22 protein-coding genes are annotated in these 23,576 nt (G+C 32.5%); 5 read left to right on the top strand and 17 right to left on the bottom strand.

From position 1 onward, the window contains the following. The 3 genes from HHX25_RS07550 to pafA form a co-directional block, all read right to left on the bottom strand. Window positions 1-614, bottom strand: a 614-nt coding sequence (locus HHX25_RS07550; RefSeq protein ID WP_169671756.1) for a carboxypeptidase-like regulatory domain-containing protein, incomplete at its 3' end; no start/stop codon positions are given. A 171-nt stretch (window positions 615-785) separates the two neighbouring features. Beyond that, a complete protein-coding gene (locus HHX25_RS07545) occupies window positions 786-1,601 on the bottom strand; it encodes a DNA/RNA non-specific endonuclease (RefSeq protein ID WP_169671754.1) in 816 nt (271 codons plus the stop codon). Window positions 1,602-1,604: 3 nt separating this feature from the next. After that, window positions 1,605-3,260: an alkaline phosphatase PafA gene (pafA, locus tag HHX25_RS07540; protein WP_169671752.1), complete on the bottom strand. Its 1,656-nt coding sequence runs from the start codon at window positions 3,258-3,260 to the stop codon at window positions 1,605-1,607. Window positions 3,261-3,370: 110 nt separating this feature from the next. Between pafA and HHX25_RS07535 the strand changes: the two genes are divergently transcribed. After that, window positions 3,371-4,111 carry an MlaE family ABC transporter permease gene (locus HHX25_RS07535; protein WP_169671750.1) on the top strand — a complete coding sequence of 247 codons (741 nt, stop codon included), beginning with the start codon at window positions 3,371-3,373 and terminating at the stop codon, window positions 4,109-4,111. Then, entirely contained in the window at window positions 4,108-4,875 is a 768-nt protein-coding gene (locus HHX25_RS07530; RefSeq protein ID WP_169671748.1) for an ABC transporter ATP-binding protein, read from the top strand. The genes HHX25_RS07535 and HHX25_RS07530 overlap by 4 nt, the downstream gene beginning before the upstream one ends. 20 nt (window positions 4,876-4,895) lie before the next feature. Here HHX25_RS07530 and HHX25_RS07525 read toward each other — a convergent pair whose 3' ends face one another. The 6 genes from HHX25_RS07525 to HHX25_RS07500 all read right to left on the bottom strand — a co-directional run bounded on the left by HHX25_RS07525 (window position 4,896) and on the right by HHX25_RS07500 (window position 10,431). Beyond that, complete coding sequence (locus HHX25_RS07525) at window positions 4,896-5,795, bottom strand: NHL repeat-containing protein (protein ID WP_169671746.1); 900 nt, start codon at window positions 5,793-5,795, stop codon at window positions 4,896-4,898. Between the two features lie 70 nt (window positions 5,796-5,865). Next, window positions 5,866-6,279 carry an RDD family protein gene (locus HHX25_RS07520; protein WP_169671745.1) on the bottom strand — a complete coding sequence of 138 codons (414 nt, stop codon included), beginning with the start codon at window positions 6,277-6,279 and terminating at the stop codon, window positions 5,866-5,868. Between the two features lie 2 nt (window positions 6,280-6,281). Further along, on the bottom strand, window positions 6,282-7,757 hold the full coding sequence (locus HHX25_RS07515) for a DUF389 domain-containing protein (RefSeq protein WP_169671743.1): 1,476 nt from the start codon (window positions 7,755-7,757) through the stop codon (window positions 6,282-6,284). 9 nt (window positions 7,758-7,766) lie between these two features. Beyond that, window positions 7,767-8,849, bottom strand: coding sequence for a mannose-1-phosphate guanylyltransferase (locus HHX25_RS07510; protein ID WP_169671741.1), 1,083 nt, complete (start codon window positions 8,847-8,849; stop codon window positions 7,767-7,769). A 78-nt stretch (window positions 8,850-8,927) separates the two neighbouring features. Beyond that, window positions 8,928-9,545: a SprT-like domain-containing protein gene (locus HHX25_RS07505; RefSeq protein ID WP_169671739.1), complete on the bottom strand. Its 618-nt coding sequence runs from the start codon at window positions 9,543-9,545 to the stop codon at window positions 8,928-8,930. A 19-nt stretch (window positions 9,546-9,564) separates the two neighbouring features. Next, a complete protein-coding gene (locus HHX25_RS07500) occupies window positions 9,565-10,431 on the bottom strand; it encodes a DUF4349 domain-containing protein (protein ID WP_169671737.1) in 867 nt (288 codons plus the stop codon). Window positions 10,432-10,565: 134 nt separating this feature from the next. Between HHX25_RS07500 and HHX25_RS07495 the strand changes: the two genes are divergently transcribed. The 3 genes from HHX25_RS07495 (at window position 10,566) to HHX25_RS07485 (ending at window position 13,689) form a co-directional block, all read left to right on the top strand. Beyond that, window positions 10,566-11,462 (top strand): hypothetical protein, encoded by an 897-nt coding sequence (locus HHX25_RS07495; RefSeq protein WP_169671735.1) that lies wholly within the window; start codon window positions 10,566-10,568, stop codon window positions 11,460-11,462. Then, complete coding sequence (locus tag HHX25_RS07490; protein WP_169671733.1) at window positions 11,459-11,941, top strand: hypothetical protein; 483 nt, start codon at window positions 11,459-11,461, stop codon at window positions 11,939-11,941. The genes HHX25_RS07495 and HHX25_RS07490 overlap by 4 nt, the downstream gene beginning before the upstream one ends. Before the next feature lie 362 nt (window positions 11,942-12,303). After that, complete coding sequence (locus tag HHX25_RS07485) at window positions 12,304-13,689, top strand: glucosyltransferase domain-containing protein (RefSeq protein ID WP_169671732.1); 1,386 nt, start codon at window positions 12,304-12,306, stop codon at window positions 13,687-13,689. A 9-nt stretch (window positions 13,690-13,698) separates the two neighbouring features. On the opposite strand, the gene HHX25_RS07480 is transcribed toward HHX25_RS07485, so the two are convergent. The 8 genes from HHX25_RS07480 to HHX25_RS07445 all read right to left on the bottom strand — a co-directional run bounded on the left by HHX25_RS07480 (window position 13,699) and on the right by HHX25_RS07445 (window position 23,463). After that, entirely contained in the window at window positions 13,699-14,394 is a 696-nt protein-coding gene (locus HHX25_RS07480; protein WP_169671730.1) for a class I SAM-dependent methyltransferase, read from the bottom strand. 4 nt (window positions 14,395-14,398) lie between these two features. After that, complete coding sequence (locus tag HHX25_RS07475) at window positions 14,399-15,127, bottom strand: glycosyltransferase (RefSeq protein WP_169671728.1); 729 nt, start codon at window positions 15,125-15,127, stop codon at window positions 14,399-14,401. Window positions 15,128-15,245: 118 nt separating this feature from the next. After that, window positions 15,246-15,881 carry an HAD family hydrolase gene (locus HHX25_RS07470; protein ID WP_169671726.1) on the bottom strand — a complete coding sequence of 212 codons (636 nt, stop codon included), beginning with the start codon at window positions 15,879-15,881 and terminating at the stop codon, window positions 15,246-15,248. A gap of 12 nt (window positions 15,882-15,893) precedes the next feature. Continuing rightward, window positions 15,894-17,921: an OmpA family protein gene (locus HHX25_RS07465; protein ID WP_169671724.1), complete on the bottom strand. Its 2,028-nt coding sequence runs from the start codon at window positions 17,919-17,921 to the stop codon at window positions 15,894-15,896. A 1-nt stretch (window position 17,922) separates the two neighbouring features. Further along, complete coding sequence (locus tag HHX25_RS07460) at window positions 17,923-18,834, bottom strand: PorP/SprF family type IX secretion system membrane protein (protein ID WP_169671722.1); 912 nt, start codon at window positions 18,832-18,834, stop codon at window positions 17,923-17,925. A 15-nt stretch (window positions 18,835-18,849) separates the two neighbouring features. Beyond that, a complete protein-coding gene (locus HHX25_RS07455) occupies window positions 18,850-21,654 on the bottom strand; it encodes a gliding motility-associated C-terminal domain-containing protein (RefSeq protein ID WP_169671720.1) in 2,805 nt (934 codons plus the stop codon). Window positions 21,655-21,770: 116 nt separating this feature from the next. Beyond that, on the bottom strand, window positions 21,771-22,454 hold the full coding sequence (locus HHX25_RS07450; protein WP_169671718.1) for an SDR family oxidoreductase: 684 nt from the start codon (window positions 22,452-22,454) through the stop codon (window positions 21,771-21,773). Beyond that, window positions 22,447-23,463, bottom strand: a complete 1,017-nt coding sequence (locus tag HHX25_RS07445) for a M20/M25/M40 family metallo-hydrolase (RefSeq protein WP_169671716.1) — start codon at window positions 23,461-23,463, stop codon at window positions 22,447-22,449. The genes HHX25_RS07450 and HHX25_RS07445 overlap by 8 nt, the downstream gene beginning before the upstream one ends. Between the last annotated feature and the right edge of the window lie 113 nt (window positions 23,464-23,576).

Here is a 23,576-nt window from a genome sequence, read left to right as displayed (position 1 = left end):
ACATAAGGGCTCGGTGGCAAGCCAAGGATGTTGCCGTCTGCATCGGTCACCACCCATTGGGAGCTGCCCCCTGAGTTCCCTTCCAGAGTAATGGCGCCTTCGGGGATATTGTCGGCTTCTTCATCTCCGACAGTAAACTCAAATGGTCCTCCCGATAAGGCGCCTCCCTCGGGGTTATTTCTTGTTACTTCTATTGAATTAGATAAATCAAACCAACCTCTTAATCTTGATAAATTCTTTCCTATTTTTAAATTTCTAACATACCACCAATAGGATATATGCCAAATTTTACAAACTCCAGCTCCCGCATTTTCAAAATCAAATGGAGGCGCCTTGGGTAAAGCTAAAATGTTATTTTTTTCATCAGTAATAATCCATTGTTTCTTTTTTCCTCGGTCACCTCTTAGAGATACATTTATAGGAGTTGCGTTTCCATCGATACAAATTGTTGTATTATCTTTTGTGCTAATTTTACCTCCATCAAGATACCGACCGCGCTTTTCTTGCTGAGCATCTAAATTAGAATTCATTAGCAAAAAGAAAACAATTAAAAATACATTTCCAGCATATTGAATTGGTAGTCCAATATAGCTTAAAAGTTGTTGTTTCTTCATAATACTATTTTTTTTGATTAATTAACTTTCGTAAAGCTAAATGACAAAAAAAGATCAAAATGTTAGCTATCTAACATTTTGATCTTTAATATTTTAATAAATTAGTGCGTTAAAACTCTATGGAAGCCCTGCCTTTATTGGTAGGCAATCTCGACACAGAACATCGAGGAATTATTTTCGATTAAAACTCCAACCTTTGTAGCTCTTGGAAGCTTCAAGTTTAGCTTCTAAAGTGTCTTCTAATTGAGGAAAGAAATCTATTCCCGTTAAAGTTTCAATAGTATCTACAGAAACTACAAATTCGTATAATGGTGCGTCTGATTCTTTATGCGGTATCAAAAACCCTATCATTTTTGTTTTACCAGAATTATTGTCAATGAGTACTTTGTAAAATTGATCTGGAACAGACACGGCATCATCTCCTATAGTACGCATCTGCCCTTTTAATACGCCTCCTGTGACTACAAAAACACCATTGTATTTACTAGCCCAATAACGTACTTTTTGCTCAAGTCTATTCCAAATACCAGAATTAAATTGGTGTTTTTGAGGGCTAATATTACTCGTTAAAAATGTTTCATCATGCGCCATTTGACTGTATCTCCTATCACCTGCTGGGCATAAATGTCCACGATCATAACCAGAATTCTTATAGTTCCTCCAATGTGCAGCACCTGTTTTTATAGCTTTATCTATTTCAAAATAAGGGCGCTTAAAATGACTCTTAGACAGATGTGCCTTTTTTAATTCGTAAGCAACCCATTCGGCTTGTTCATGCGGTTCGCTATAAGACAATGAATATCCTTCATGATGAATAACCTGATTTGTCGTACTGGTAGGTAGAAAATATTCATTTGTATTATTTTTAACTTCTTTGCCAGTTTCAACAATATCTAGCGCTTCTTCTTCATTTAAAAAAAACTCATAGCCATAAATCCCAAAAACAATAAGAATTGCTATGAGTGCATAAATTGTCTTTTTATTCATATTTTAATCTAAAACAAACTCCAATGGCTGCCCTGTGGCTCCGTTAGGAAAACTAACCCCTAAAAGAGCAGACATGGTTGGAGCTATATCTGGTATTACTGTTTTTCGTAGTGTCTGTCCTTTCTTTATACCTTTTCCGAAAAACAAAAGCGGGACATGTGTATCATAATTTAGACCACTACCATGAGTAGATCCTGTTTTCTTATAAGAAATATGTGCTGGGTCATCTACCAACAATACATCTCCTGATCTCTTTTGATTAAATCCATTTTGTAATAACGCTTCAATTCCAGTAGTAAAATTGGCAGAACTCATCGTAGTTGCCGTATATGCCTTCGAAATGTTCTTGTAAGTTATCTGCTCATTTACAATGGCTTCTTGGACATCGCTTAAGTTTAACCCTAGTGCTTTAATTTTTTCTCTATTTAAGAAAATTTGATTGTTACTAATTTTTTCCAAAATTTCTGTGGTTCCGTAAGTATCCACTAAAAATTTTTGAAATTTTTCTTTACGCTTATCATTCATTAAATATCCAGCAGGAATTTTCACAGACTGTAAATATGCTGGGACATCCACCGCCCCGTGATCGGCTGTTAAAAAAACCGTATACGCCCCTTTTCCTACTTTAGCATCAAGTGTAGCAAATAGTCTTTCTAAATCCTTGTCCAATCTTATATAAGTATCCTCTACTTCCTTTGAGTTTACCCCAAAATTATGTCCTATATAATCTGTACTGGAATAACTTATTGCCAACACATCAGTAATGTCATCTTTTCCTAACTGTTCTCCATCTAATGCTGCTAAAGCAAAATCGGTCGTTAAGCTATTTCCAAAGGCTGTAGATTTTAAAATATTAAATCCGCCATTTTCTTCTTTTAAAGCATTTAGATCATATGGAAATGTTGCCGTTTCCTTTCCTTTAAAACCACTTTCAAATGTATTTAAATCGTTTCCACTCTCTGTATAAGACTCTATATCATACAAGGTATTCCAAACTTTGAAATAAGCCTCTGCGGCATCAGAATCATTGAATTTTTTCACCCAATTTGGTAAATCGTTCATATAAAACGTACTAGAAATCCAATGACCTTCCTGTTCTCCATGGAACCAATAGGCAGCATTTGCTGTATGTCCTGCCGGTAAAATGGCTCCTCTATCCTTAATTGAAATGCCTATGGTTTTCCCTCTCATTTGAGTAAATAACCTGTTTTCATCAGGAAAGGTAGTTGTTTTCATCCTATGGGGAGACATCTGTCCTGCTTTACTTTTAGTACCAACAGATTGAACGGAATCATCTCCTGCACAATACACTGATTTTTTTGTTTCCTTATCGTACCAACCATTGCTAATTACACCATGGTATTTAGGTGTTGTTCCCGTATAAATTGATGTATGACCTGGCCCCGTATATGTTGGTATGTAGTTAAAATGGTTATTCTTACAGTTAAAACCATCATTAACCATACGTTTAAAACCGCCTTCTCCATATTTATTGTAAAACCGTGTTAAATAATCATACCGCATTTGGTCTACAACTATACCAACAACTAATTTTGGCTTAGTTTCATTAGTTAGTGCTTTTTCTACGTTTGTATTTTGGGCCTTTCCAGACAAACAAAAAAAGAAAACTAGAAGGAGGTAAAATATATTTTTTATCATAATGGTTTTTATTTCTATAAGTCAAAAATACAGATTTTAAAACATCAAAATTTAAATTTAAGGTTAAATACCATGAACTTTTTTTTACTTTAGCACTAACAAAATTTAATATGACATACCTTCATAATATTGGTGCTTATTTTTTAATGATTGTTGAGATGTTTCGCAAACCTACCAAATGGTCTGTGATGAAGAGGTTAATATTAAAAGATATCGACGATTTAGTTATAGGGTCTCTTGGTATTATAGCATTTATATCATTTTTTGTTGGAGGCGTTATAACGATTCAAACTGCCCTAAATATAAACAACCCTCTTATTCCTAAATATTTAGTTGGTTTTGCAACCAAACAATCTATTATATTAGAGTTTGCTCCAACTTTTACCTCTATTATAATGGCAGGAAAAGTGGGATCTTTTATAACATCTAGTATTGGTACCATGCGTGTTACTGAACAAATAGATGCCTTAGAAGTTATGGGTATAAACTCATTAAATTATTTGGTTTTACCTAAAACAATTGCATTGTTTCTGTATCCTTTTGCTATTGCTATAGGTATGTTTTTAGGGATTCTTGGAGGTATGGCTGCTTGTGTTTTTGGAGGCTACACATCGTTAGAGGATTATGTTTTAGGGATTCAAACTGACTTTCAAGCTTTTCATGTAATTTATTCGTTCATCAAAACTTTTGTGTTTGCATTTATTCTTGCCACGATACCTTCTTTTCATGGCTATTATATGAAAGGTGGAGCACTTGAGGTTGGAAAAGCGAGTACAACGTCTTTTGTTTGGACATCGGTCGTAATTATATTGCTAAATTATATATTAACTGATATGATGCTAGGTAAATGATAGAAGTAAAAAATTTACATAAGTCGTTTAGTGGTGTTGAAGTTTTAAAAGGCATTAGCACAATCTTTGAAAAAGGAAAGACAAATCTTATTATAGGTCAAAGTGGTTCTGGAAAAACTGTTTTTCTAAAATGTTTATTAGGGTTATTCAATTATGAAGAAGGCTCTATTTCGTACGATGGAAAAATATTTTCACAACTAACCGAAGATGAAAAGCGAAACCTGCGTGCCGAAATTGGTATGGTATTTCAAGGAAGTGCTTTATTTGATTCTATGACTATTGCTGAAAATGTTATGTTTCCGTTACAGATGTTCACCAACCAAAGTAAAAGTGAAATGGACGACCGTGTTGACTTTGTTTTAAAGCGTGTGAATTTAGACGATGCTCATAATAAAATGCCCAGCGAAGCTTCAGGGGGAATGCAGAAACGGGTTGCTATTGCTAGGGCTATAGTAAACAATCCTAAATATTTATTTTGCGATGAGCCCAATTCTGGACTAGATCCTAAAACGGCTATTGTTATAGATAATCTTATTCAAGAGATTACCGACGAATACCAAATTACCACTGTAATTAATTCACACGATATGAATTCTGTTATGGAAATTGGTGAAAAAATAGTATTCTTAAAAGATGGTCTTAAGGCTTGGGAAGGCTCAAACAAGACCATTTTTAAAACCGATAATGAAGTCGTTACAGATTTTGTTTATTCTTCTAACTTATTTAAGAAAGTTCGTAAAATGTATTTAGAGGAAAATAAATAATTCATTTCTTCTTTACATCATTACAAATTAAGCTTATAACTCATCACTCTATTATGAAAAAAAGTAGGTACAAGTAGCATCTGTGTTTCTGGAATATAATCGATGTCGGCTGCATAAATACCATTTTCTCGTGTATCAAGTAATAGTGTTTTTCCCCAATTAGTTGCATCTAAATAAAAAATCTGTCCTTTCCAATTAGATACAATAAAATTTCCATTTTTCAATCTTACAACACCATCTCCATGGCCCACACCTTCGGTAAGTATTTTAGAACTATTTGTCTTAAAATCATAAATTCCAAAACATTGGCTCCCTGAATCTGCAAAGAAAAGAGCTTCTTTTTGATGTAGCAATCCGTTTAACCTTCCATCTTTATCCATTTTAAGAATGTTAATCGTTTTATTCTCCAAAACATAGATCGAATTGGAATTTGATCCAGACGCATATACAATGCCCTCGGGACTTATGGTAATATCATTTAACTGAGGTTTTCCTTCTACAGAGTAGCTATTTATTATTTTTTGCGATTTTATATCTATTTCTACAATTCTATCAATATCGTTTACATATAGTTTACCGTTAAAAACCCCCATACCTTTAGGACCACTTAAGCCTTCAACCCATTTTAATTCTAAAATATTTCCTTTGGTATCTATGATAGATATAAAACCATTATTATCTTTTTCCCAAGGTGCATTATTTATATTAGCAACGTAAATAACATCGAGTTTTTTATCATATAAAACAGCTTCACAGGTCGTTAAAAGTGAGTCTGTTTGCCAAACTAAATCTAAGCTTGGTATTTTTTTTGAAACTTCTTTAGCCTGATGATTATCAACTTTTTTTGTTTTACTTTTTTCTTTACACGAAACACCTAACAATAGAATTATTAAGATGGCAGCTAAAATGTTATTTTTCATTGTATTTGAATTTATAAAACTTTTACGAATAAGTTAATATTGATAATCTTGAAATGGAACAGCAATAAAACTAACCATCCTTTTGAGTCGTTCTATACTTTAAAACCACTGAACCACCCACATGATCATGAATGGCTTTTCTTTTTTCATGGCCACTAATAGTAAGAAGTGAAATCCATCCTAAACAAAACTTAAAAATAAATCTAATAATTGCTTTTGGCAGTAGTATATTTCTTTGCTCATTATTTTCCCTTTTAACGACTATATCACTAAAAAAATGACCGACTGTTGCTCCAAAAGAAGAGACCAGAATCGGTTCATAAACCAAACAAATAAAGATAAACACAGAGATTCTTACATAATTAGGAATCGTTTCAAATAAATTTAAAATTTCGGTAGCAGCATACATTAAAACAACCATCACAATACTATCAATAAAAGCAGCTTTTATCCGTGTAAATATTTGTGCATATTTGTCTTCCATAACTAACGAAGTCTTTTTACCACTAAAGTATCTAATTTCAGTTTTTGTTTTAACCATTCACTTAACTTCCTTTCCTTCACTGAAGCCAAACTGTCTTTTAGGGAACTTCTCCATTTTATATGAGCAACTGCTATGGTATCAATCTTAATAAAATCTTTAGACTCCAACATTTTCGCATAACTAAAATATTGCAGATCACTAAACCTTACTTTAGCATCGCGCGACAAATTGGTAAATGAAACTGAATTATTTTGCGAATCATTATTTTCTATTTGCTTATTTAATTCTGTAACTTCTAACTGTAAGTCTACAATTTGTTTTTGTAAACCAGAAATGATATTATCCTTTTGATCTAATTCTTTGATAGCTCTATCATAAGCATCCGATATTTTGTCAAAGCTTCTGTTCTTATTGCCGTTTATCTCAAGATCAAATTCTTTAATCTTATCGTAGCCCTTTAATTCATTTCTCAAATCGGCTTCTGTAGCATCTGTAATTTCCCCATTAAAATACAGGGTTATTTTTTGATCTTGAGTATTCAATGTCCCATTTTGAAACCATAATTCTCTATTGGATGTAATCTCATCCTTAACAAAATTATTATAATCATTTTCAAAACCACTTTGTTTTATAAAATCTACAAAGGTCCAAATTGCCGGTGCCATAACTAATATTGCGAGTATAGAAGCTAGTTGCGCTATACGTTTCCTTTTTTTAGAATTCGCATATTTGAGCATTGGAAAACGTAGAACTTTCAGCACGATAAATGTTGCCAACGCTATAAAAATAGTATTAATTGTAAATAAATACATGGCTCCTACAAAGTAGTCCCAATTGTGAGCCAGTCCGTACCCTGCTGTACACAGAGGCGGCATTAAAGCTGTAGCAATCGCAACGCCAAAAATAACCGAAGCGATGGTTCCTTTTTTGGTACGTGCAATAATTAATGCAGATCCACCAAAAAAAGCGATAAGAACATCTCTTACGTCTGGTTTTGTACGTCCGAAAAGCTCATTAGTAACCAGATCTGCAGTCGGAAAAAATTTAAAAAACAAATAAGCTGTTATTAAACTTAAAACAATCATAGTTGCTAAGTTTACCAACGATTTTCTCAAAGTGTCAATATCGTTAATAGCAATAGAAAGTCCAACTCCCAAAATAGGCCCCATTAGTGGAGAAATTAACATGGCACCAATAACTACGGCCGTAGAATTTGCATTTAGGCCAACGGAAGCCACAAAAATCGAGCAGATTAAAATCCACGCAGTAGCTCCTTTAAAAGGAATGTCCTTTTTTATCGCTTCAATGGTAGCATCTCGGTCTGTATCGTCCCTAAAGTCCAGTAATTCGCTAAAAAAGGTCTTAACACTCTGAAAAAGTCCTTTGGCGTCTTTTTTTACAGCTTCTTTAGATTGCTCGACCGCTTTATCCTGATTGGTTTCCTCTTCTGAAAAATTGAATTTACTTTCTTCGCTCATAACTATATATTATCCATATTGTTCTCCAAATTTATCTTTGACTTTTTGAAGTACTTTTTTAATATCCTGCTCTTTAGTCTTAGGAAAGATAAGCAAAACTTCGTCTTTATCTACAATAATATAATCTTTCAAGCCATCTACAACTACAATTTTATCATTCTTGGTACGAATCATATTTCCAGAAGCGTCTTCTGTTAAAGTTCTGGCATTTACAACAGCATTTTTGGTATCATCCTTATCTAACTTATCATATAAACTCCCCCAGGTACCGAGGTCATTCCAATCAAACTCTGCTGCAATAACATGAACATTACTAGATTTTTCCATAATGGCATAGTCTACCGAGATGTTTTCTGCTTTTCCATAATTATCCCGAATAAAGTCGTCTTCAAAATCGGTATTATAAACCTCTATGCCTTTTTCAAATAATGCAAATAATTCTGGTTGATTGTTCTTAAAAGCTTCAACAACACTATATGCGCTCCACATAAAAATACCAGCGTTCCATAAAAAGTTCCCTTGCTCTATATACTGTTTTGCTACCTCGTAGGCAGGTTTTTCTTTAAACTGATTAACCGATTTTATTGCCTCCGTTGAAGTCTTATCGTATTCTATATAACCATACCCCGTGTTAGGAAATGTAGGCTGAATGCCTAAGGTCATTAATGCCTTATTTTTTGAACAAAAATTAAATGCTTGTTGTACATTATTGGAAAAGGCATCTTCGTCTTCAATCCAATGATCACTGGGAGCCACAATCACAACAGCATCGGGGTTTTCTTTTTGAATTTTTAGTGATGCGTATAAAATACAAGGTGCGGTATTTCTCATGGCTGGCTCTAAAACAACTTGTCGTTTTGTAACACTAGGTAGTTGTTCAAACACCAAATTATTATAGCGTTCATTGGTTAAAATGAAAATATTTTCTTCTGGTATGAGTTTTGCTAAACGATGGAAGGTTTTCTGGATTAAGGTATCTCCTGTTCCCAACATATCATGAAACTGTTTGGGAAAATCTTGAGTACTTACAGGCCAAAACCTAGAACCAACGCCACCTGCCATTAAAATGGCGTAATAATTTTTATTCTTCATATATTTTACATTTCCTTTATAATTGGGGTTTTCTGTTTATTTATAATTAGAAAGCTTTTTACTATTCTTGGCTTTACTTCATATTATTCCTATTTGCAAAGGACTAAGGATTTCAACTTCTGCATTAGGGTTGAAAAGATACAACTTTCCTGTTTTAACTTCTACACACTCAAAACGTTTTACACGTTTTTGACCCATTTTAAAAACTTTTCCATTATAAAGTTTAAAAGTACTTCCTATTGGTACTTCAAAAATATAAGTTTTGTTATTGGGTTCATCAAACTGTTTAAGTGCCAATGCTAAATTAGCATCAGTATCACTACTTGCTTTAGGGTTTTTAAAATGTTTTGCTAGTAATGGTAGCAAATGGTCCGGAAAAACTCCTGGATTTAAAAACGGTAACATTAAATACTGAAATGTGCGTTTCCACTCTATGCCATGTGGCTTAATAAGCTTACCATAAGTTTTGTAGGCTTCAAAATGAGCAATCTCATGAATTAATGTGATTAAAAACCTATAAGCATTTAAATTGGAATTAATCGTTATTTGATGCCTCCCATTGGGCAAACGCTTATAATCACCATGGCGAGTTTTCCGCTCGTTTTTAATTTTCACCACTAAGTTATCATCTCCCAAAAGTTTTAAAACTTTAGGCATAGCGGTTTCTGGGATATAATTTTGAAGCATTTTTTGCATTAAAACAAAAATAAGGGTTTTATATTTTCTTTCTCAAACGTTTTCTCACAAAAAAGAAAATTAAAAAACTAAAAACTACTACTGGCCACAGATAAATAAGACCAAGCACTATGGCTTCTATAATATTCCAACCAAAACCAAAACCCGCTTTCATTTTAGACAAAAATGTTTTAGAATAACTTTCGGGTTCTTCTTTATAAGATACGGTTTCATACAAATCTACCTGTATTGTGCTATAAGCTATTTTATTACTTAAAAATTTTAAACGTCCTTGTGCAGACTCAATTTCTTCCTGAATAACACGAAGTTTTTCCTCTGTTGCCAAAATGTCTTCAACTGTTATGGCTTTATTTCGTAAAATAGTTTCATAACGTTGCCTAACTTCCTGTTTCGTTTTTAAGCGCGTTTCTAAATCTACATATTCCTCGCTTACATCTTTAGTTGTAATATTTTCGTATTCTACAAACTCAACTACACTATTTATGGAATCCATAAGCACATCAAAATACTGTTTTGGGACTTTAATTGTAAACCTATTTTCTATATTATATAGATTATTTTCAAATCGTAAATCAGAAATGTAGGCATTGTAATTTCCTGCAAACTTTTTTATTTCACGGGTTGCTTTTTTCACATTAGCTACCTTATACCTTGCCTTAGCAGATTTAATAATTTTTAAATCCTTAGGCACTTTTATTTCTGTTTGTACAGATAAGGGCAGGTCATCATTGGTTTCCAACTCATATGCCGAATGTTCTTCGGTAACATCTACCTCGCCAACAGCATAATTTTCATTTTTTACTGCTCGATTACAGGATCCAACACTTAAACACAAGAAGGCAAGTACACCTATTTTTAATACTGAATTGAATGGTTTTACGTTCATAATTTTATATTTTTAAGAATTACTAGAGTAAACCTATAACCAAATATCTGTTAGGCTTTGCAAAACTCTTGTAATATCTTTGTAAACTATTTACAAGCTTATTTAACACTGTATATCAATTAGATACATTAATATTGAATCGTTCGGAACAACATTTATTTTCAACCCTTAAACAAGCTATTGTTGCCACTTTTTTGAAAAACTACAGTGCTCCTGATACTATAGAAGATTGGAAAGGTGAAATTATAACTGACTTTCAAGAAGACTTATTAAACAAAGTAAATGCTAAAGTGAGCGAAAAATGGTTTTATACATATTTTAAGAATAAAACCGAAAAATTGCCCCGAATTGATGTTTTAAACCTATTAAGTGTATATGTTGGTTACGATAATTGGGAAGCATTTAAAAACACCCATACCAACACCAAAGCTCCTTCAAAAAAAGGAAACCCTCTGAAAATTATAGGATTATTCATAATAGGTTTACTTTTAGTTTCTATTCTCACAATAACTTCTAAAAACGAATTTCACTTTTGTTTTATAGATGAGGACAAAGGTGAACCTATCACCAACATTTCTTTGGATATAAAATTATTACAGGATCAAGAATCGCCTCTGTTTTTTAAAACGGACAGCACTGGTTGTTTTAATTATGCTACAAAAGCAGACAAAATTACATTCATTGTACAATCACCTTTTCATAAAACCGATACTATAGTAAGGCATATCGATTCGAATATGAACAAAACGGTTAAGTTGGTTACCGACGATTATGCATTAATGCTAAACTATTACAGTAACAGTAATATTAAAGATTGGAAAAAGCGTAAGCACCAATTGCAGCAGTTAATTGCCGACAATGCACAGATTTATCAACTATTCCCTAATAATATGGGTATTGAAATATATTCTAAAGATGATTTTATTAGGACGCTTACCATACCAACGCAGAGTTTAAAACGCATTAAAATTCTTGATAAAAGATACAATAATAATGGACAAGTTGTGAAACTTAAATTTATGATAGAATGAAAAAGTTAGGATATATATTGATTTTTGCGATGTTAAGTTCGTGTATGAAAAACAAGGAGTTTAATAAAGAAATTGCTCCTTTTGTTTTGACTGAGGATGTTGATGATAGCTATCTGATTGAAAATTCACATTTTAACATAACGACTTTAGCTCGGCAAAAATTACAAGAATATTATGACCTATCCTTGTTACAGAAATATCATCCTGAATTTGAAAATGATATCAAGATTCAACTCAGCAAACTTTCTGACACAGTTCCAAACATACCAAATACTTCGAGAGAAATCGTCATAAAAAACGTCTCCGAAATTGACAATCAAAAACTCACCGATTCTACTTCGAAACTACAACTACGTTATGAAGTTATTTCTGAACAGGGTAGTACTTTTGATACGATTTCGGCGATTTTAAAAACTAAAACGGTTATATTAAATAACAATAGGGTTACAACTAATAAATTGACATTTAAACGCTATTAAATCAGGTTTTAAAAGGCTATTTCTTTTCAAAAACCTTACAAGCATTCATTTTAAAGTTATTTATACTATCGAATGTTTTAATCGCTTCAGCTTCCAACTCATTATTGTATATCGTACGACATAACCCCATATGTTTCATAATCACAGAATCATTGTATTAAATACTACTTTTATATGATATATTTGTTAATATTAACTCTTTATTAAAATCTAAATAATATTAACACCCAAAGTATATGTTTTCAAGCCTTTTTGATAAACTACAACTAGTTATTAAAGCTCAACCAATATTAGCATATGGCATTATCTCTCTGATCGGGTGTCTTTTTTTAAACATTGGTATTTTTAATGATTATGCCTTTTTGGATGCTAATGAGTATATATGGACGGCTTCAAGAAATTCAAACTTTTTAGATGAATTCGTAGCAGGGGGGAGACTATTACTCGGAATAATCTGTAAATTCATCTACGGTTCTTTATGTACTACCATAGCTGATTTAAAATGGATAAGGCTTATTTCTTTAGTGGGATGTGTTCTCTTTTCCATACAAGTATTTTCATTTTTATTAAAATTAAAGATGAAAACATATGAGTCTGCAATATTCTCGTTTTTAATTCTAACTATTCCTTCTTTTTCAGTTTATTATGGTTGGAGTGCTACTTCAGAAATTCCTTTTTTATTGAATATTAATTTTTTAGCTGGTTTGTTACTAATAAAGTCTTTTGAAAAAAAGAAAAACAGATATCTTTACTATTTAGCTTCTCTTTTATTAGTCATTATCTCTCTTTGTATTTATCAAGCTGCAGTAATGGTATTTCTCATCCCATTTATTTTTTCTTCTGTTATGACCAAAAATTTTCCAATTAAAAAGGTTATATCATTACTAATTTTTATTAGCATATCTTTTAGCATTTATTTCATTATTTTTAAACTATCACTGTATTGGTATAATGTAGAACCTTCAAAAAGGACCTCTCTAAATTTAATTGAATTACCTTTAAAGGTTATTATTTTTTATTTGAGAGAAATGCGAATACCACTTAGTGGTAGTGGCTTTTTAATTGGACCTATATTATTTTTAATTATTGGTGTATTTTGTTTTTCAGGTTTCATTTACTCATTTTTTCAAAATAGAAACAAAATACCCCAGCCCTTTTTTTTTATTTCATGCCTAATTTTAGTTTTACCTTTAACTTACTTACCAAACCTATTATCAGCCCAAAAGTTTGTTTGCAGCCGTACAATAGCTCCCACAGCCATAGCAACATTATTTTATCAATTCTTTTTCCTGCGCCAATTAAGCCTGAAAAGTAAAGTCTTAAAAAAAATGTCATTAGGCCTAGTCCTCACATTAATAATTTTAAGTTCTATAAACTTAAATTATTACAAAGCAAAAATTCATAATAAAGAATATAAAGCCATAAAAACGGCTTTTAATAAAGTTCCTATAGGTAATACAAAAAAAATTATATTAATTAAGCCCAAGCATCTTTTTCTTAAGGAAAATAAATTTTATAAAAGAGAATCTGCTGATGAGTTTGCTGAAATTTCCTCAACAAGAGATTGGGTCCCTATTCCTTTGTTTAATCAAATATCAAAAGAAAGAATAGATTCTTTAGGTTTAGAAAAAAATGATTTCCCAACTAATAATAATATTGAAGTATACGAGCTTGGAGAGGAATACAATGGTGATAATTCAATCATTATTAACCTAATAGATGTTTTGAAAAATGAATTTTCTAAATAATAATTAAATTTATTTGTTCTCAAAGTATATCCAATCATTTTGAAGATTAAAGCATGTTCCTTTATTATTCATCATACTTAAGACAGAATATTTATACGGAAAAAAATGAATATGAAGATCAAAAGTAAATTTATAATTTCTCTGCCTTGGCAAAACAATTATAATTTTTTTTCTACAAACACGCCTTAATTCTCTAATTGCCAAATGAATGTCAACTACATGCTCTAATGTATGGGTACTTATTACTGTATCAAAGTGGTTATCTGGAAAAGGTATTTTCTCAATCGATGACTCTATAAACTTTGGGTTTTCAGAAGTTTTAATGGCCTCAGAAATGATAAAATCAACTCCTACCACATTTATATTATGCTTTTGCACAATTTCTTTTGCTAGAAAACCACTTCCACAAGAAATATCCAAAACAGATTCTCCTTCAATATTATTCAATATGAAGTCAATAGATTTTTTATTTAAATCGGTTTTTCGATTTATATGGTAGGTCGACAACTCTTTATAATACTCAATTATTTCTTCAGAATTAAGATTCAATACGTTTTCTTTAAAATCCATGAAACGATGGTATTTTTTTCCAAAAAGCAACAGAAAAAAAGGTGTCGTAATGATTCGAGAATCTCTAAAAAATGGAGGAATTAAATTATCCAATATCCAATTAAATATATTAGTAAAGTTTCTAGATAATTTCATGAAATCAGTATTTTTTTAAGAGATGATATCTTACTGGCAAGCTTAATACATCCCAAAACATACTTAATGACGTACTTAATAAATTAATTGTCGATATATTATTCCCTTGAAATTTTACAGGTATTCTTTTTATGTCAAATTCATATTTATAGCATAAATACAGTACTTCAACATCAAAAGCAAAACCTTTCACTTGTAGTTTTGAAAATATTTTGTCTGCAATATCTGCTCTAAAACCTTTCAATCCACACTGGGTATCATTAACGCCTGTAACAACATATCTTGAGATTAACATTGTAAATAACTTACTTGATAATTTTCGAAGAAAGCTCATTTTCATGATATATTCGGAATCTACCGATTTCCTATTACCTATACACACATCAAATTCCTTAAAATCAAGATAATAAATTATCCTATCTAATTCAGCTAACCCATAAGGGATATCTGCATCAGTAAAAATTCGAAATTCACCTTGGGCCTCTATCATTCCCTTTTTTACAGCATATCCTTTCCCTTTGTTTATCGAATAAGAAACTAATTTTAAATCATTATTTTTATTTACAAAATTTTCTAAAATAAGTCCTGTACCATCTGTACTACCGTCGTTCACACAAATAATTTCAACTCCATATTCAAAATTTTGCTTCCATTCTTTTAATTGAATAAGCGTATTATAAATAAATGATTCAGCATTATAAATTGGGATAATGAGGCTTAATTTAACAGACATTATTTAATAGTTAAAACGTATATAAATCAAAAATTTTTGGTTTATCAATTTTAACTAAAATAATCTTTTCTTTATAATACCGTTGCGTTATTATAAAGAAAAGCAATTATTTTTAAGATTAAATCATATTTAAAAGCTCACGCATGCTACCAAATGTCTTAGTCGCCTCAGCTTCCAACTCATTATTATAATCGTGCGCAGTAAAACCAAAGACATCAAAGCCACCATTTTTTGCTGCACGAACTCCAGATAGACTATCTTCTACAACCACACACTCGCTTGGTTTAAACCCCATAGTTTCTGCAGCCCATAGAAATACACCTGGGTCTGGCTTCCACTTCTTAATGGTATAACAACTAAATATATTGTTTTCAAAAAAAGGCAATAGACCTGTGAGCCCTAAATTGAGTCGGATTTTATTTTCCGGACCGCTGGATGCTGTACAAAAAGGAAGGCTCAAGTTTTGAACTACTTCTTTAATACCTTCAATAGGTTTGATATCTTTTTTAAAAGCCTCAAAACTTTTTACTCTATAATCCGCTTCAAATGTTTCTGGTAACGGCTTGCCTATTAACTCTGAAAAAGTATCCATACAGGAACTAAACGACTTGCCTTTAAATCGACTAATTGCACCTTCTTTGTCTATATTAGCACCTAAATCGTTAGCCATATCTATCATGGTGTAAATCGCTATGGTTTCGCTATCAATCAGCACGCCGTCGCAATCAAAAATCACACATTTGTATTTACTCATAAATAAATTTTTCTAATACTTAACAATTTCAAATTCACTACGTCTATTTAACTGATGCTCTTCATCGGTACAATCCAACATCGGACATGGTACAATGGGTTCCAATTCGCCAAAGCCTTGAAATTGCATGCGACGCGCATTAACAAACCCTTCTAAAGCTAAATAATTTCTTGTTGACTCAGCCCGTCTTTCTGATAAGATCTGATTATAACGCACAGTTCCCCTACTATCTGTATGTGAACTTATTTTTAAATAAATATTAGGATATCGTTCTAATTTAGCAGCCAATTCATCCAATATTTTTTTTGAATCGGCCCTAATATCCCATTTGTCAAAATTAAAATAAATAGGGGCTAACTGAAAGAATAATTTACCATCTTTTTCAACAACTGGAGGGCCTTCAACATCAGTTAACAATTCAAACCGCCTGGGGTCCTCTTCTTTTAACTTTTTATCGATTTTCTTTTCAGAAATAACAGTTTCAACTGGGTCAACGGGAGCTGGCGGTGGTAGTTTCTTTAAATACAACACATGTTTTTGATCTTGTTTTTCAACAACCGTTACATTTAATGTTCTAGGTATATAGGATTCATTCTTAGCCGTAAACTCATACTTATTGGCCAGTAAATTAATATTGAAAAATGCTAAGGAGTCTAACGTATTTGTATATTTTTTATTTCCTTTTTTATCTTTTAATACAACTGTCGTATTGGGTATATACTCTTTTGTTTCGATATCCCTTACTTCGAATCTATTAATATATTCTCTTATAAAAATTTCTCCTGTTTGTTTGAATTTGAAGATGTCATCATTTTTTTTATTTCTATTTGAGGAAAAGAACCCTTCTTCTGTATTGTAATAATTCAGATTAAAATCGTCATACCTGGAATTAATAGGCGTCCCCAGATTAATAGGCTGTGTAAATGCATCGTTTACATATTCTGAAACAAAATTGTCTAACATTCCTAAACCTAAATGGCCATTAGATGCAAAAAACAGATGGCCTTCTTGTGATATGAATGGAAAATGCTCTCTGTTTTCAGTATTAATGGTTTTTCCTAAATTTACTGGCTCTCCAGTAGTTCCATCTACTTCAAGAGCTACATAATACAAATCAAAACTACCATAGCCACCTTCCATATTTGATGAAAAATAGAGCCTCTTTCCATCTGGACTCAAAGCTGGGTGTTGGTATGAAAATCCATTTTTATTAAATGCCAACTTCTCTAATTTGCTCCATTTGCCATTGATTCGAATGGTTTTATATAAATGAATATTATTAGTAGATTGGTCATTGAACTCTTTCTTTCCATTTGTATAATTACTTCTTGAAACATAAAGGGTATTACCATCATTTGTGAAACAGAAATTACCCTCGTGCAATTTAGAGTTTATTACTTTTGGGAGTGATTTCACGCTTCCAATAGTATCATTATTTTCATTCACTTTTACGGCATAGATATCAAGAAAGGACTGATGTGTCCATTTATACTTTTTTCTTAAGAGCTTTTTATTATCCCTATCGGAAGTAAAATATACACTGTCATTAAATTTTACCGCTCCAAAGTCGGATGCATCAGAATTAAACTGAGATTTTTTAACCTCATAATCTGAATTTTTAAGTTTAAACGCTTCTATAACTTCAATAGACTCCGAAGTGTCTAATGAAACCGACAGGTTTTCTTTATAAAGTTTAAAATAATCCAAAGCCGTTTCATAATCTCCTAAAGCTGATAAAACTTGATATAATTTGAAGTTATATTGATTGCTATATGTTTTATCTTTCTCTGCATATTTTCCTTTTACCAATTGTTTTAAATATCTAGAAGCTAGACGGTATTCAAATATATTGTAATAACAAACGGCTATATTTTCTATGGCTTTTTTGTGTCGTTTTTTCTCTAATTCTTCTTCGTAATATTTAGCTGCATTGATATAATCTCCTTTTTCAAAAAAACGATCGGCTCTTGTTTTCTTTTGTCCAAATGACATAAGCACAAAAAACAAGCTTATTATAATAAAAGTATTTTTTTTAGTCATATCAATAAAATCTTGGAGATGCGTATCTTTTACTTAAACCTAATACATCAAATCGATAGAGCAGTATGAATTCATGACTGCCATTATTATAATTATTCAATGGACTGGTGTTAAAATCGTAAGCATACCCTACTTTTAAATTTGGCGTTATGTTAATACCTGCCAATCCTGAAACGGCATCTTGATATCGGTATGAAACTCCTAATTCGAATGTATTCAGATAAAGTACATTTGTAGAAAGATCAAACGATAATGGGGCTCCTGTAACATATTTAACTACTGTAGATGGTTTTAATTTAAACTCACTATTTATATCAAACACATAACCTCCAATTAAAAATACATGTGGTTTATCTTCGTACAGAATGCCATTGTTAACATCTAAATCGCTTGGAATAAGGTTTGGTGACGACAACCCAACATAATAATTATTGTGAAATAAAAAAGCGCCTGCACCAACGTTTATTACCGTTTTATTAGAATTTTGAAATAGAGGGTCACTACTAACATTACTACCCAAGCTGCTGAAGTTAATATGATCGAATCCCATTTTTATTCCAAAGGACAAGTTTAAATCTTTCTTAAGATTAATTTTATAGGCCGCATTAATATTAAATACATTTTCGCTAAGGTTTATCTTGCCTCCAATATTATCATTTAAATAATTGACACCTAACTCTATTTTTTCGCTTAAAGGAATATTTGCAAATAAATTAGCCGTTTTTGGAGCCCCTTCCATGCCAACCCATTGTGTACGATATAAACTTCCTACTTGTACAATACTTGGTTCGTTAATCATATAACCAGGATTTACCAAACTCATATTGTACATATATTGTGTATACTGGGGTTCTTGCTGGGTATATGCAGATAAACCACATATTAAGAACACTATAAATATTTTAATCTTCATTCTATATATGACTTATTATCTGCTTAAATAAAAATTTCCTTGAATGGGATCGGTTGTTCCATCTTTTGGATCGAATACATAAAAATAAACCCCAGACGGCAATTCATCCCCAATGGTTAATGGTACATTAGACTTACCTTCAAAAAGGGGGGTATTATTATTTCCTTTAAAAACAACAGATCCAAATCTATTATAAATGTTTAATTCAAAATTTGGAAATACATTTGGTAATCCACATAAATCAAAAACATCATTTTCGCCATCCCCATTAGCAGAGACACCATCTTTAAAACAACTCTCACAGTCTACATGATTTAATGGCAAAATAGTCACTGTTATTTGCACGCTTTCCGATTCACAATTATTACTATCTAAAGCAGTAACATAGTAATCCTCACCATCTACCAAAACAGTTCCTATAGGGAGTGGATTTGTTGAAGTTGCTGTATCATACCAATTAAAATCTATGCCGTTACTTGCTTGCAAGTCTAAAACTGTGGCTCCTTGATTCGCACAAAATGTTTGATCACTTGCTATTGGTATATCTACTTCATCCACAATTATTGAAATGATGCTTGTACTTAAACTACAAGAATCATGACCTTGAATTTCATATTGAAACCTATAGGTTCCTTCTACTAATTGGGACACATCCAATAAGCTGCCCGTAAGTCTATCTGAGGCATCTAAATCAACAAAGATCCCCCCAGAATCTGCTGAGGCATCTAAATAATCTATTAAATCTATTTGTAAATCCGAACGGCAAACCGAATAGCCTCCTCCATTACCAGCACTTGAACTTTGGTGAAGTACAACAGTTACTGTTGCCGAATTACCAGAACATATAACAGTAGAAACTCGGTTAACATTATCTGGAACGGTATATGTATAATCACCAGCCTCAGACGAAGCAGGGTCGAACATAGCATTATGATCGGTTGTTGTAAATCCGTTTGGCCCAGACCATGTTCCAGTGGTATTTGGACTCCCTCCTAGCGCATCGAATAAATTAAGTGTTGCACTCGTATTGCAAACATCAATGGTTCTATTAATACCCGATTGATATTCCTCGAATACTGTAAAAGACAAATTTGCTTCGTCTAAACAATTATTTGGGGAGCCTGTTGTTGTTCTATACGTATAGTTAAATACTTGTTGATTGTTTACACTTGGTATAGTCACTGGATTTGTGACTGGACTTCCTGTTGCTGTATCTACCCAAGTTCCTAAAGCCCCTCGATATATAACATCAACACCATTTGTAGTTAATAAAGTAAATAAATCGAGTGGATTGGCAACGGTTGGATCTGTTTCACAAAATTCCAGCCCCGAAGTATCCTCTCCCGCATAGTTTTTAGGATGAATGGTAAGCGTTACTTGAGCACGTTCGGCATTACAAAATCCAGTTTGTGGATCGAAAGGCGCACATATATTTGCTCTGTAATTTAAGGCCTGAAATGAATCTGAACTACAGTTATATTCTGGATAAACAACATATTCAAAAACATAAACTCCAGGATCTGCATTTAATAAATTAACCTGTCCCGAAGAAGTATAACCTGCAGAGGGGCTACAAGGGGTTCCAGAGGTATTAGATACCAGCCCTAAATCTGATGGACCCGAAATAAAATTCCAACTTGTACAAGAGCTATTATTATAATCATACAAAATACCATTTTCTGTTGTAAACTCTAATTGGTTATATAAATTTACTGAAGCTGGCGCTGAAGCATCATCTTCACAAAACTCAAAGGGCGTATTTGTTTGTTGGCTGAAAGGTCTTATGTATTCATATAATTTAAAACTAATCGTAGATGCTGCATCACTACAAACTCCTGAGCGTTGGTCTACTGAATAAGTAAAACTAACTTCCCGACACCCAAACCTTGGGCTGGTTGCTACTATTTGATCGTAAATGTTTCTTATGTTTATTTCTGAATCGATTGGCGAGGATATTTGACCAAACAAATCGGTTTCCCAAACACCTTCTACGTCTTCCAATAATAAAAATTGATCGTCTGTTAAATCAATATCAGTATCATAAATTCCATTTAAAATGTCTGCTTCACAAATTCTCTGATTCTGGGCAAATCCAGAAAATACTTGTCTAACAACTGAAACATTCACATCTGTTTCCACCGTAGTATTGCATGGTCCAAAACCACTAACTCTATAAGTAAATTCAAACGTTTCTTCATCCACTAACGGAGGTCCTTGTTGGTACGGAATCGTAACTGTTAACATGGACCCCACCAAACTTATAAAATTAGGACTACTCCCATTATAAATCCATTGACCATTAAGATGTGGACTTGGAATAGATTCTAAAGCTTGAAAAAGGTCTATATCTGAAACCAGCGTACATCCATCTGTTGGTGTAGAGCCTAGATCACAAATTTCTATGTTTACATCATCTGCATTAATTACTGGTAAGGCATTGCCAGAAAACGGTCCTAAAATTAAATTCAGAGTTACTTCTGGCCCTGTGCTGCAACTGGCATTGGTTATAGTAAATTGATAATCGGTTGCTGTTCTAGAAGCATTACTTAAATCCCATAGGTGAAGGTCTCCTGTTGTTTCATCGAGTGCGAAACTAAAATTTGGATCAAACCAAGCACCAGTTGCAGGAGAAATAGGTGCTACTCCAGGCAACGCATTGTATTCGTCATACAAATTAATGATACCGTCTGGAGTGCCGTCACCATCGCCATCTACTACAGTCATATCGCAAATAACAATAGTTTGAGGAGGATTACACTGTGCTTGGATTTTCGTTAAGGAAGAAGTTATCAAAACGAAAATGAGTATTTTTTTCAGCATTTTGTAGGTTAAAATTTACCGCAAGATAATTATTATCTAAGTTTTATAATATATAAATATCTAAATTATTAAGAGCCCTTTTTAAATTAAACCTCTCTAGAAATAAATAATTTATTTTAAGGTGTAGAATTAGAAACCTGAAGTAATTTTCCGTTGTAATATTTATTGCCGTTTAGTGAAAAATCAAAAATATATTCCGCCATTTCTAATGCTGTTGTGGGCGCTTGGTAACCTGGAAAGGCTTCTTCTAGCATTTCAGTCTGTACAGCCCCCAAAGCCAACACATTAAATGATGGCCCAGTTTCTTTATATTCTTCGGCAAGTAATTCGGTTAAAGTAATCACTGCCCCTTTGCTGGAACTATAAGCAGCCAAACCTGGAAATTTCATACTCCCCTGAACACCTCCCATAGAACTAATTGTAACGACATGACTACTACGCTTTGTATAAGGCAATATGACTCGAGTCATTTCGGACACTCCAAATACATTCGTTTTATATACGTGTTCAAAATCTTCTATTGAAGTTTCAGAAAAAGGCTTATTAAGTAAAGCGCCTGCATTATTAACGAGAATATCCACATGTGTCCAATTAGACTTTATGAAAGCTTCTACCTTTTTATAGTCATCATTTTTACTTAAATCAAACGGCAATGCGGATACATTTTTTAATTGAAGTTTTTGTATTGGTTCGCTATTTCTAGACAATGCCAATACATTATGACCTGCTTTGTCGTATAATTGAACTAACTCAAAACCAATGCCCCTACTTGTTCCTGTTACGATGATATTTTTACTCATTATTCATTTTTATTTCCTTTGTTTCGGCATTGATCATACCTTCTAAAGCTGGGATCATTTTATTTATAAAAGAAGTCATGTGATCAAAATCCATTTTATCGGCTTCATCATCCACATGATGATAATAATCAAAGTTTGTAAAATCGAAAGTAGATATCGCTTGCGCTGGTATTTTAAAAGCATTAAAAAAAGGATAATTATCTGAGCGTTTAAACAAATTATATGCTTTGGCCTTTGGTAAAAAGCCAACGACATCCTCTTTTGCATAGCTATTTAGTTTTTCAGCCATATTCGTTTTGTTATAACCTGTAATATAAGCCATGATTTCATTTTCGGCTCTGGGAACACCTACCATCTCAAAATTAATCATAGTATATAAATTAAGTGCTTCGCTTTTTAATCGTTCAGCTAAGTGACCTGAACCCTTTAAACCTATTTCTTCGGCTGTATATAGTGTAAATAAAATGCTTCGTTTATTACTTTTTGATTTAGCAAAATACTTTGCCCATTCTAAAACGGCTACTGTACCCGAAGCATCATCATTCGCACCATTCGCTATACGATCACCATTAACGGGTTCTGCTGTGCCTATATGATCGTAATGGGCCCCAAGTATCACAAACTCATTTTTTAGCATGGGATCATGCCCTTCAACATACCCCACAATGTTGTAACCGACAATGTCCTTTAAGTTAAAACTATCCCTATAGGTTTTATAATAAGGCTGAACCTTATTTTCCTTAAAAAAATCTTCGATAAAAACGGCCGCTTTTTCAATACCTTCACTACCCGTACTTCTCCCTTCTAAGGCATCTGAGGCTAAATATTCTAAACTGGATATCACATCTTCCTTTAAAACAGGAGTTAAGCTGACTTTAGAAACCGATACCTTTTTTTCTACATCCTTAATATTATTTATTCCATTTGTATTTTTTACCTCCGAGATCTTGTTTTGCGAGCCACACCCTAGAATTGTTATAGATGCTATTATGCTTAGAATTTTTTTCATAAAATCTTATTAAGGTTTAAAGATAAAAAAAACCTGTTTCAAATAAATGAAACAGGTTTTTATATTTATTACGAAATTCTTTCACTTCGACTAGCGCTCAGTGCTCAGAATAA

The sequence above is a fragment of the Flavivirga algicola genome (assembly GCF_012910715.1).
Classification (GTDB): Bacteria; Bacteroidota; Bacteroidia; order Flavobacteriales; family Flavobacteriaceae; genus Flavivirga; species Flavivirga algicola.
Note: the sequence above shows the minus strand (reverse complement) of the source record. Positions and strands in the feature narration are given on the sequence as shown.

Bases quoted from the DNA above. Each gene is read 5' to 3' on its own strand.
- HHX25_RS07545 (WP_169671754.1), bottom strand. From the start codon at position 1,601: ATGAATAAAAAGACAATTTATGCACTCATAGCAATTCTTATTGTTTTT.
- pafA (WP_169671752.1), bottom strand. From the start codon at position 3,260: ATGATAAAAAATATATTTTACCTCCTTCTAGTTTTCTTTTTTTGTTTG.
- HHX25_RS07535 (WP_169671750.1), top strand. From the start codon at position 3,371: ATGACATACCTTCATAATATTGGTGCTTATTTTTTAATGATTGTTGAG.
- HHX25_RS07530 (WP_169671748.1), top strand. From the start codon at position 4,108: ATGATAGAAGTAAAAAATTTACATAAGTCGTTTAGTGGTGTTGAAGTT.
- HHX25_RS07525 (WP_169671746.1), bottom strand. From the start codon at position 5,795: ATGAAAAATAACATTTTAGCTGCCATCTTAATAATTCTATTGTTAGGT.
- HHX25_RS07520 (WP_169671745.1), bottom strand. From the start codon at position 6,279: ATGGAAGACAAATATGCACAAATATTTACACGGATAAAAGCTGCTTTT.
- HHX25_RS07515 (WP_169671743.1), bottom strand. From the start codon at position 7,757: ATGAGCGAAGAAAGTAAATTCAATTTTTCAGAAGAGGAAACCAATCAG.
- HHX25_RS07510 (WP_169671741.1), bottom strand. From the start codon at position 8,849: ATGAAGAATAAAAATTATTACGCCATTTTAATGGCAGGTGGCGTTGGT.
- HHX25_RS07505 (WP_169671739.1), bottom strand. From the start codon at position 9,545: ATGCAAAAAATGCTTCAAAATTATATCCCAGAAACCGCTATGCCTAAA.
- HHX25_RS07500 (WP_169671737.1), bottom strand. From the start codon at position 10,431: ATGAACGTAAAACCATTCAATTCAGTATTAAAAATAGGTGTACTTGCC.
- HHX25_RS07490 (WP_169671733.1), top strand. From the start codon at position 11,459: ATGAAAAAGTTAGGATATATATTGATTTTTGCGATGTTAAGTTCGTGT.
- HHX25_RS07480 (WP_169671730.1), bottom strand. From the start codon at position 14,394: ATGAAATTATCTAGAAACTTTACTAATATATTTAATTGGATATTGGAT.
- HHX25_RS07475 (WP_169671728.1), bottom strand. From the start codon at position 15,127: ATGTCTGTTAAATTAAGCCTCATTATCCCAATTTATAATGCTGAATCA.
- HHX25_RS07470 (WP_169671726.1), bottom strand. From the start codon at position 15,881: ATGAGTAAATACAAATGTGTGATTTTTGATTGCGACGGCGTGCTGATT.
- HHX25_RS07465 (WP_169671724.1), bottom strand. From the start codon at position 17,921: ATGACTAAAAAAAATACTTTTATTATAATAAGCTTGTTTTTTGTGCTT.
- HHX25_RS07460 (WP_169671722.1), bottom strand. From the start codon at position 18,834: ATGAAGATTAAAATATTTATAGTGTTCTTAATATGTGGTTTATCTGCA.
- HHX25_RS07455 (WP_169671720.1), bottom strand. From the start codon at position 21,654: ATGCTGAAAAAAATACTCATTTTCGTTTTGATAACTTCTTCCTTAACG.
- HHX25_RS07450 (WP_169671718.1), bottom strand. From the start codon at position 22,454: ATGAGTAAAAATATCATCGTAACAGGAACAAGTAGGGGCATTGGTTTT.
- HHX25_RS07445 (WP_169671716.1), bottom strand. From the start codon at position 23,463: ATGAAAAAAATTCTAAGCATAATAGCATCTATAACAATTCTAGGGTGT.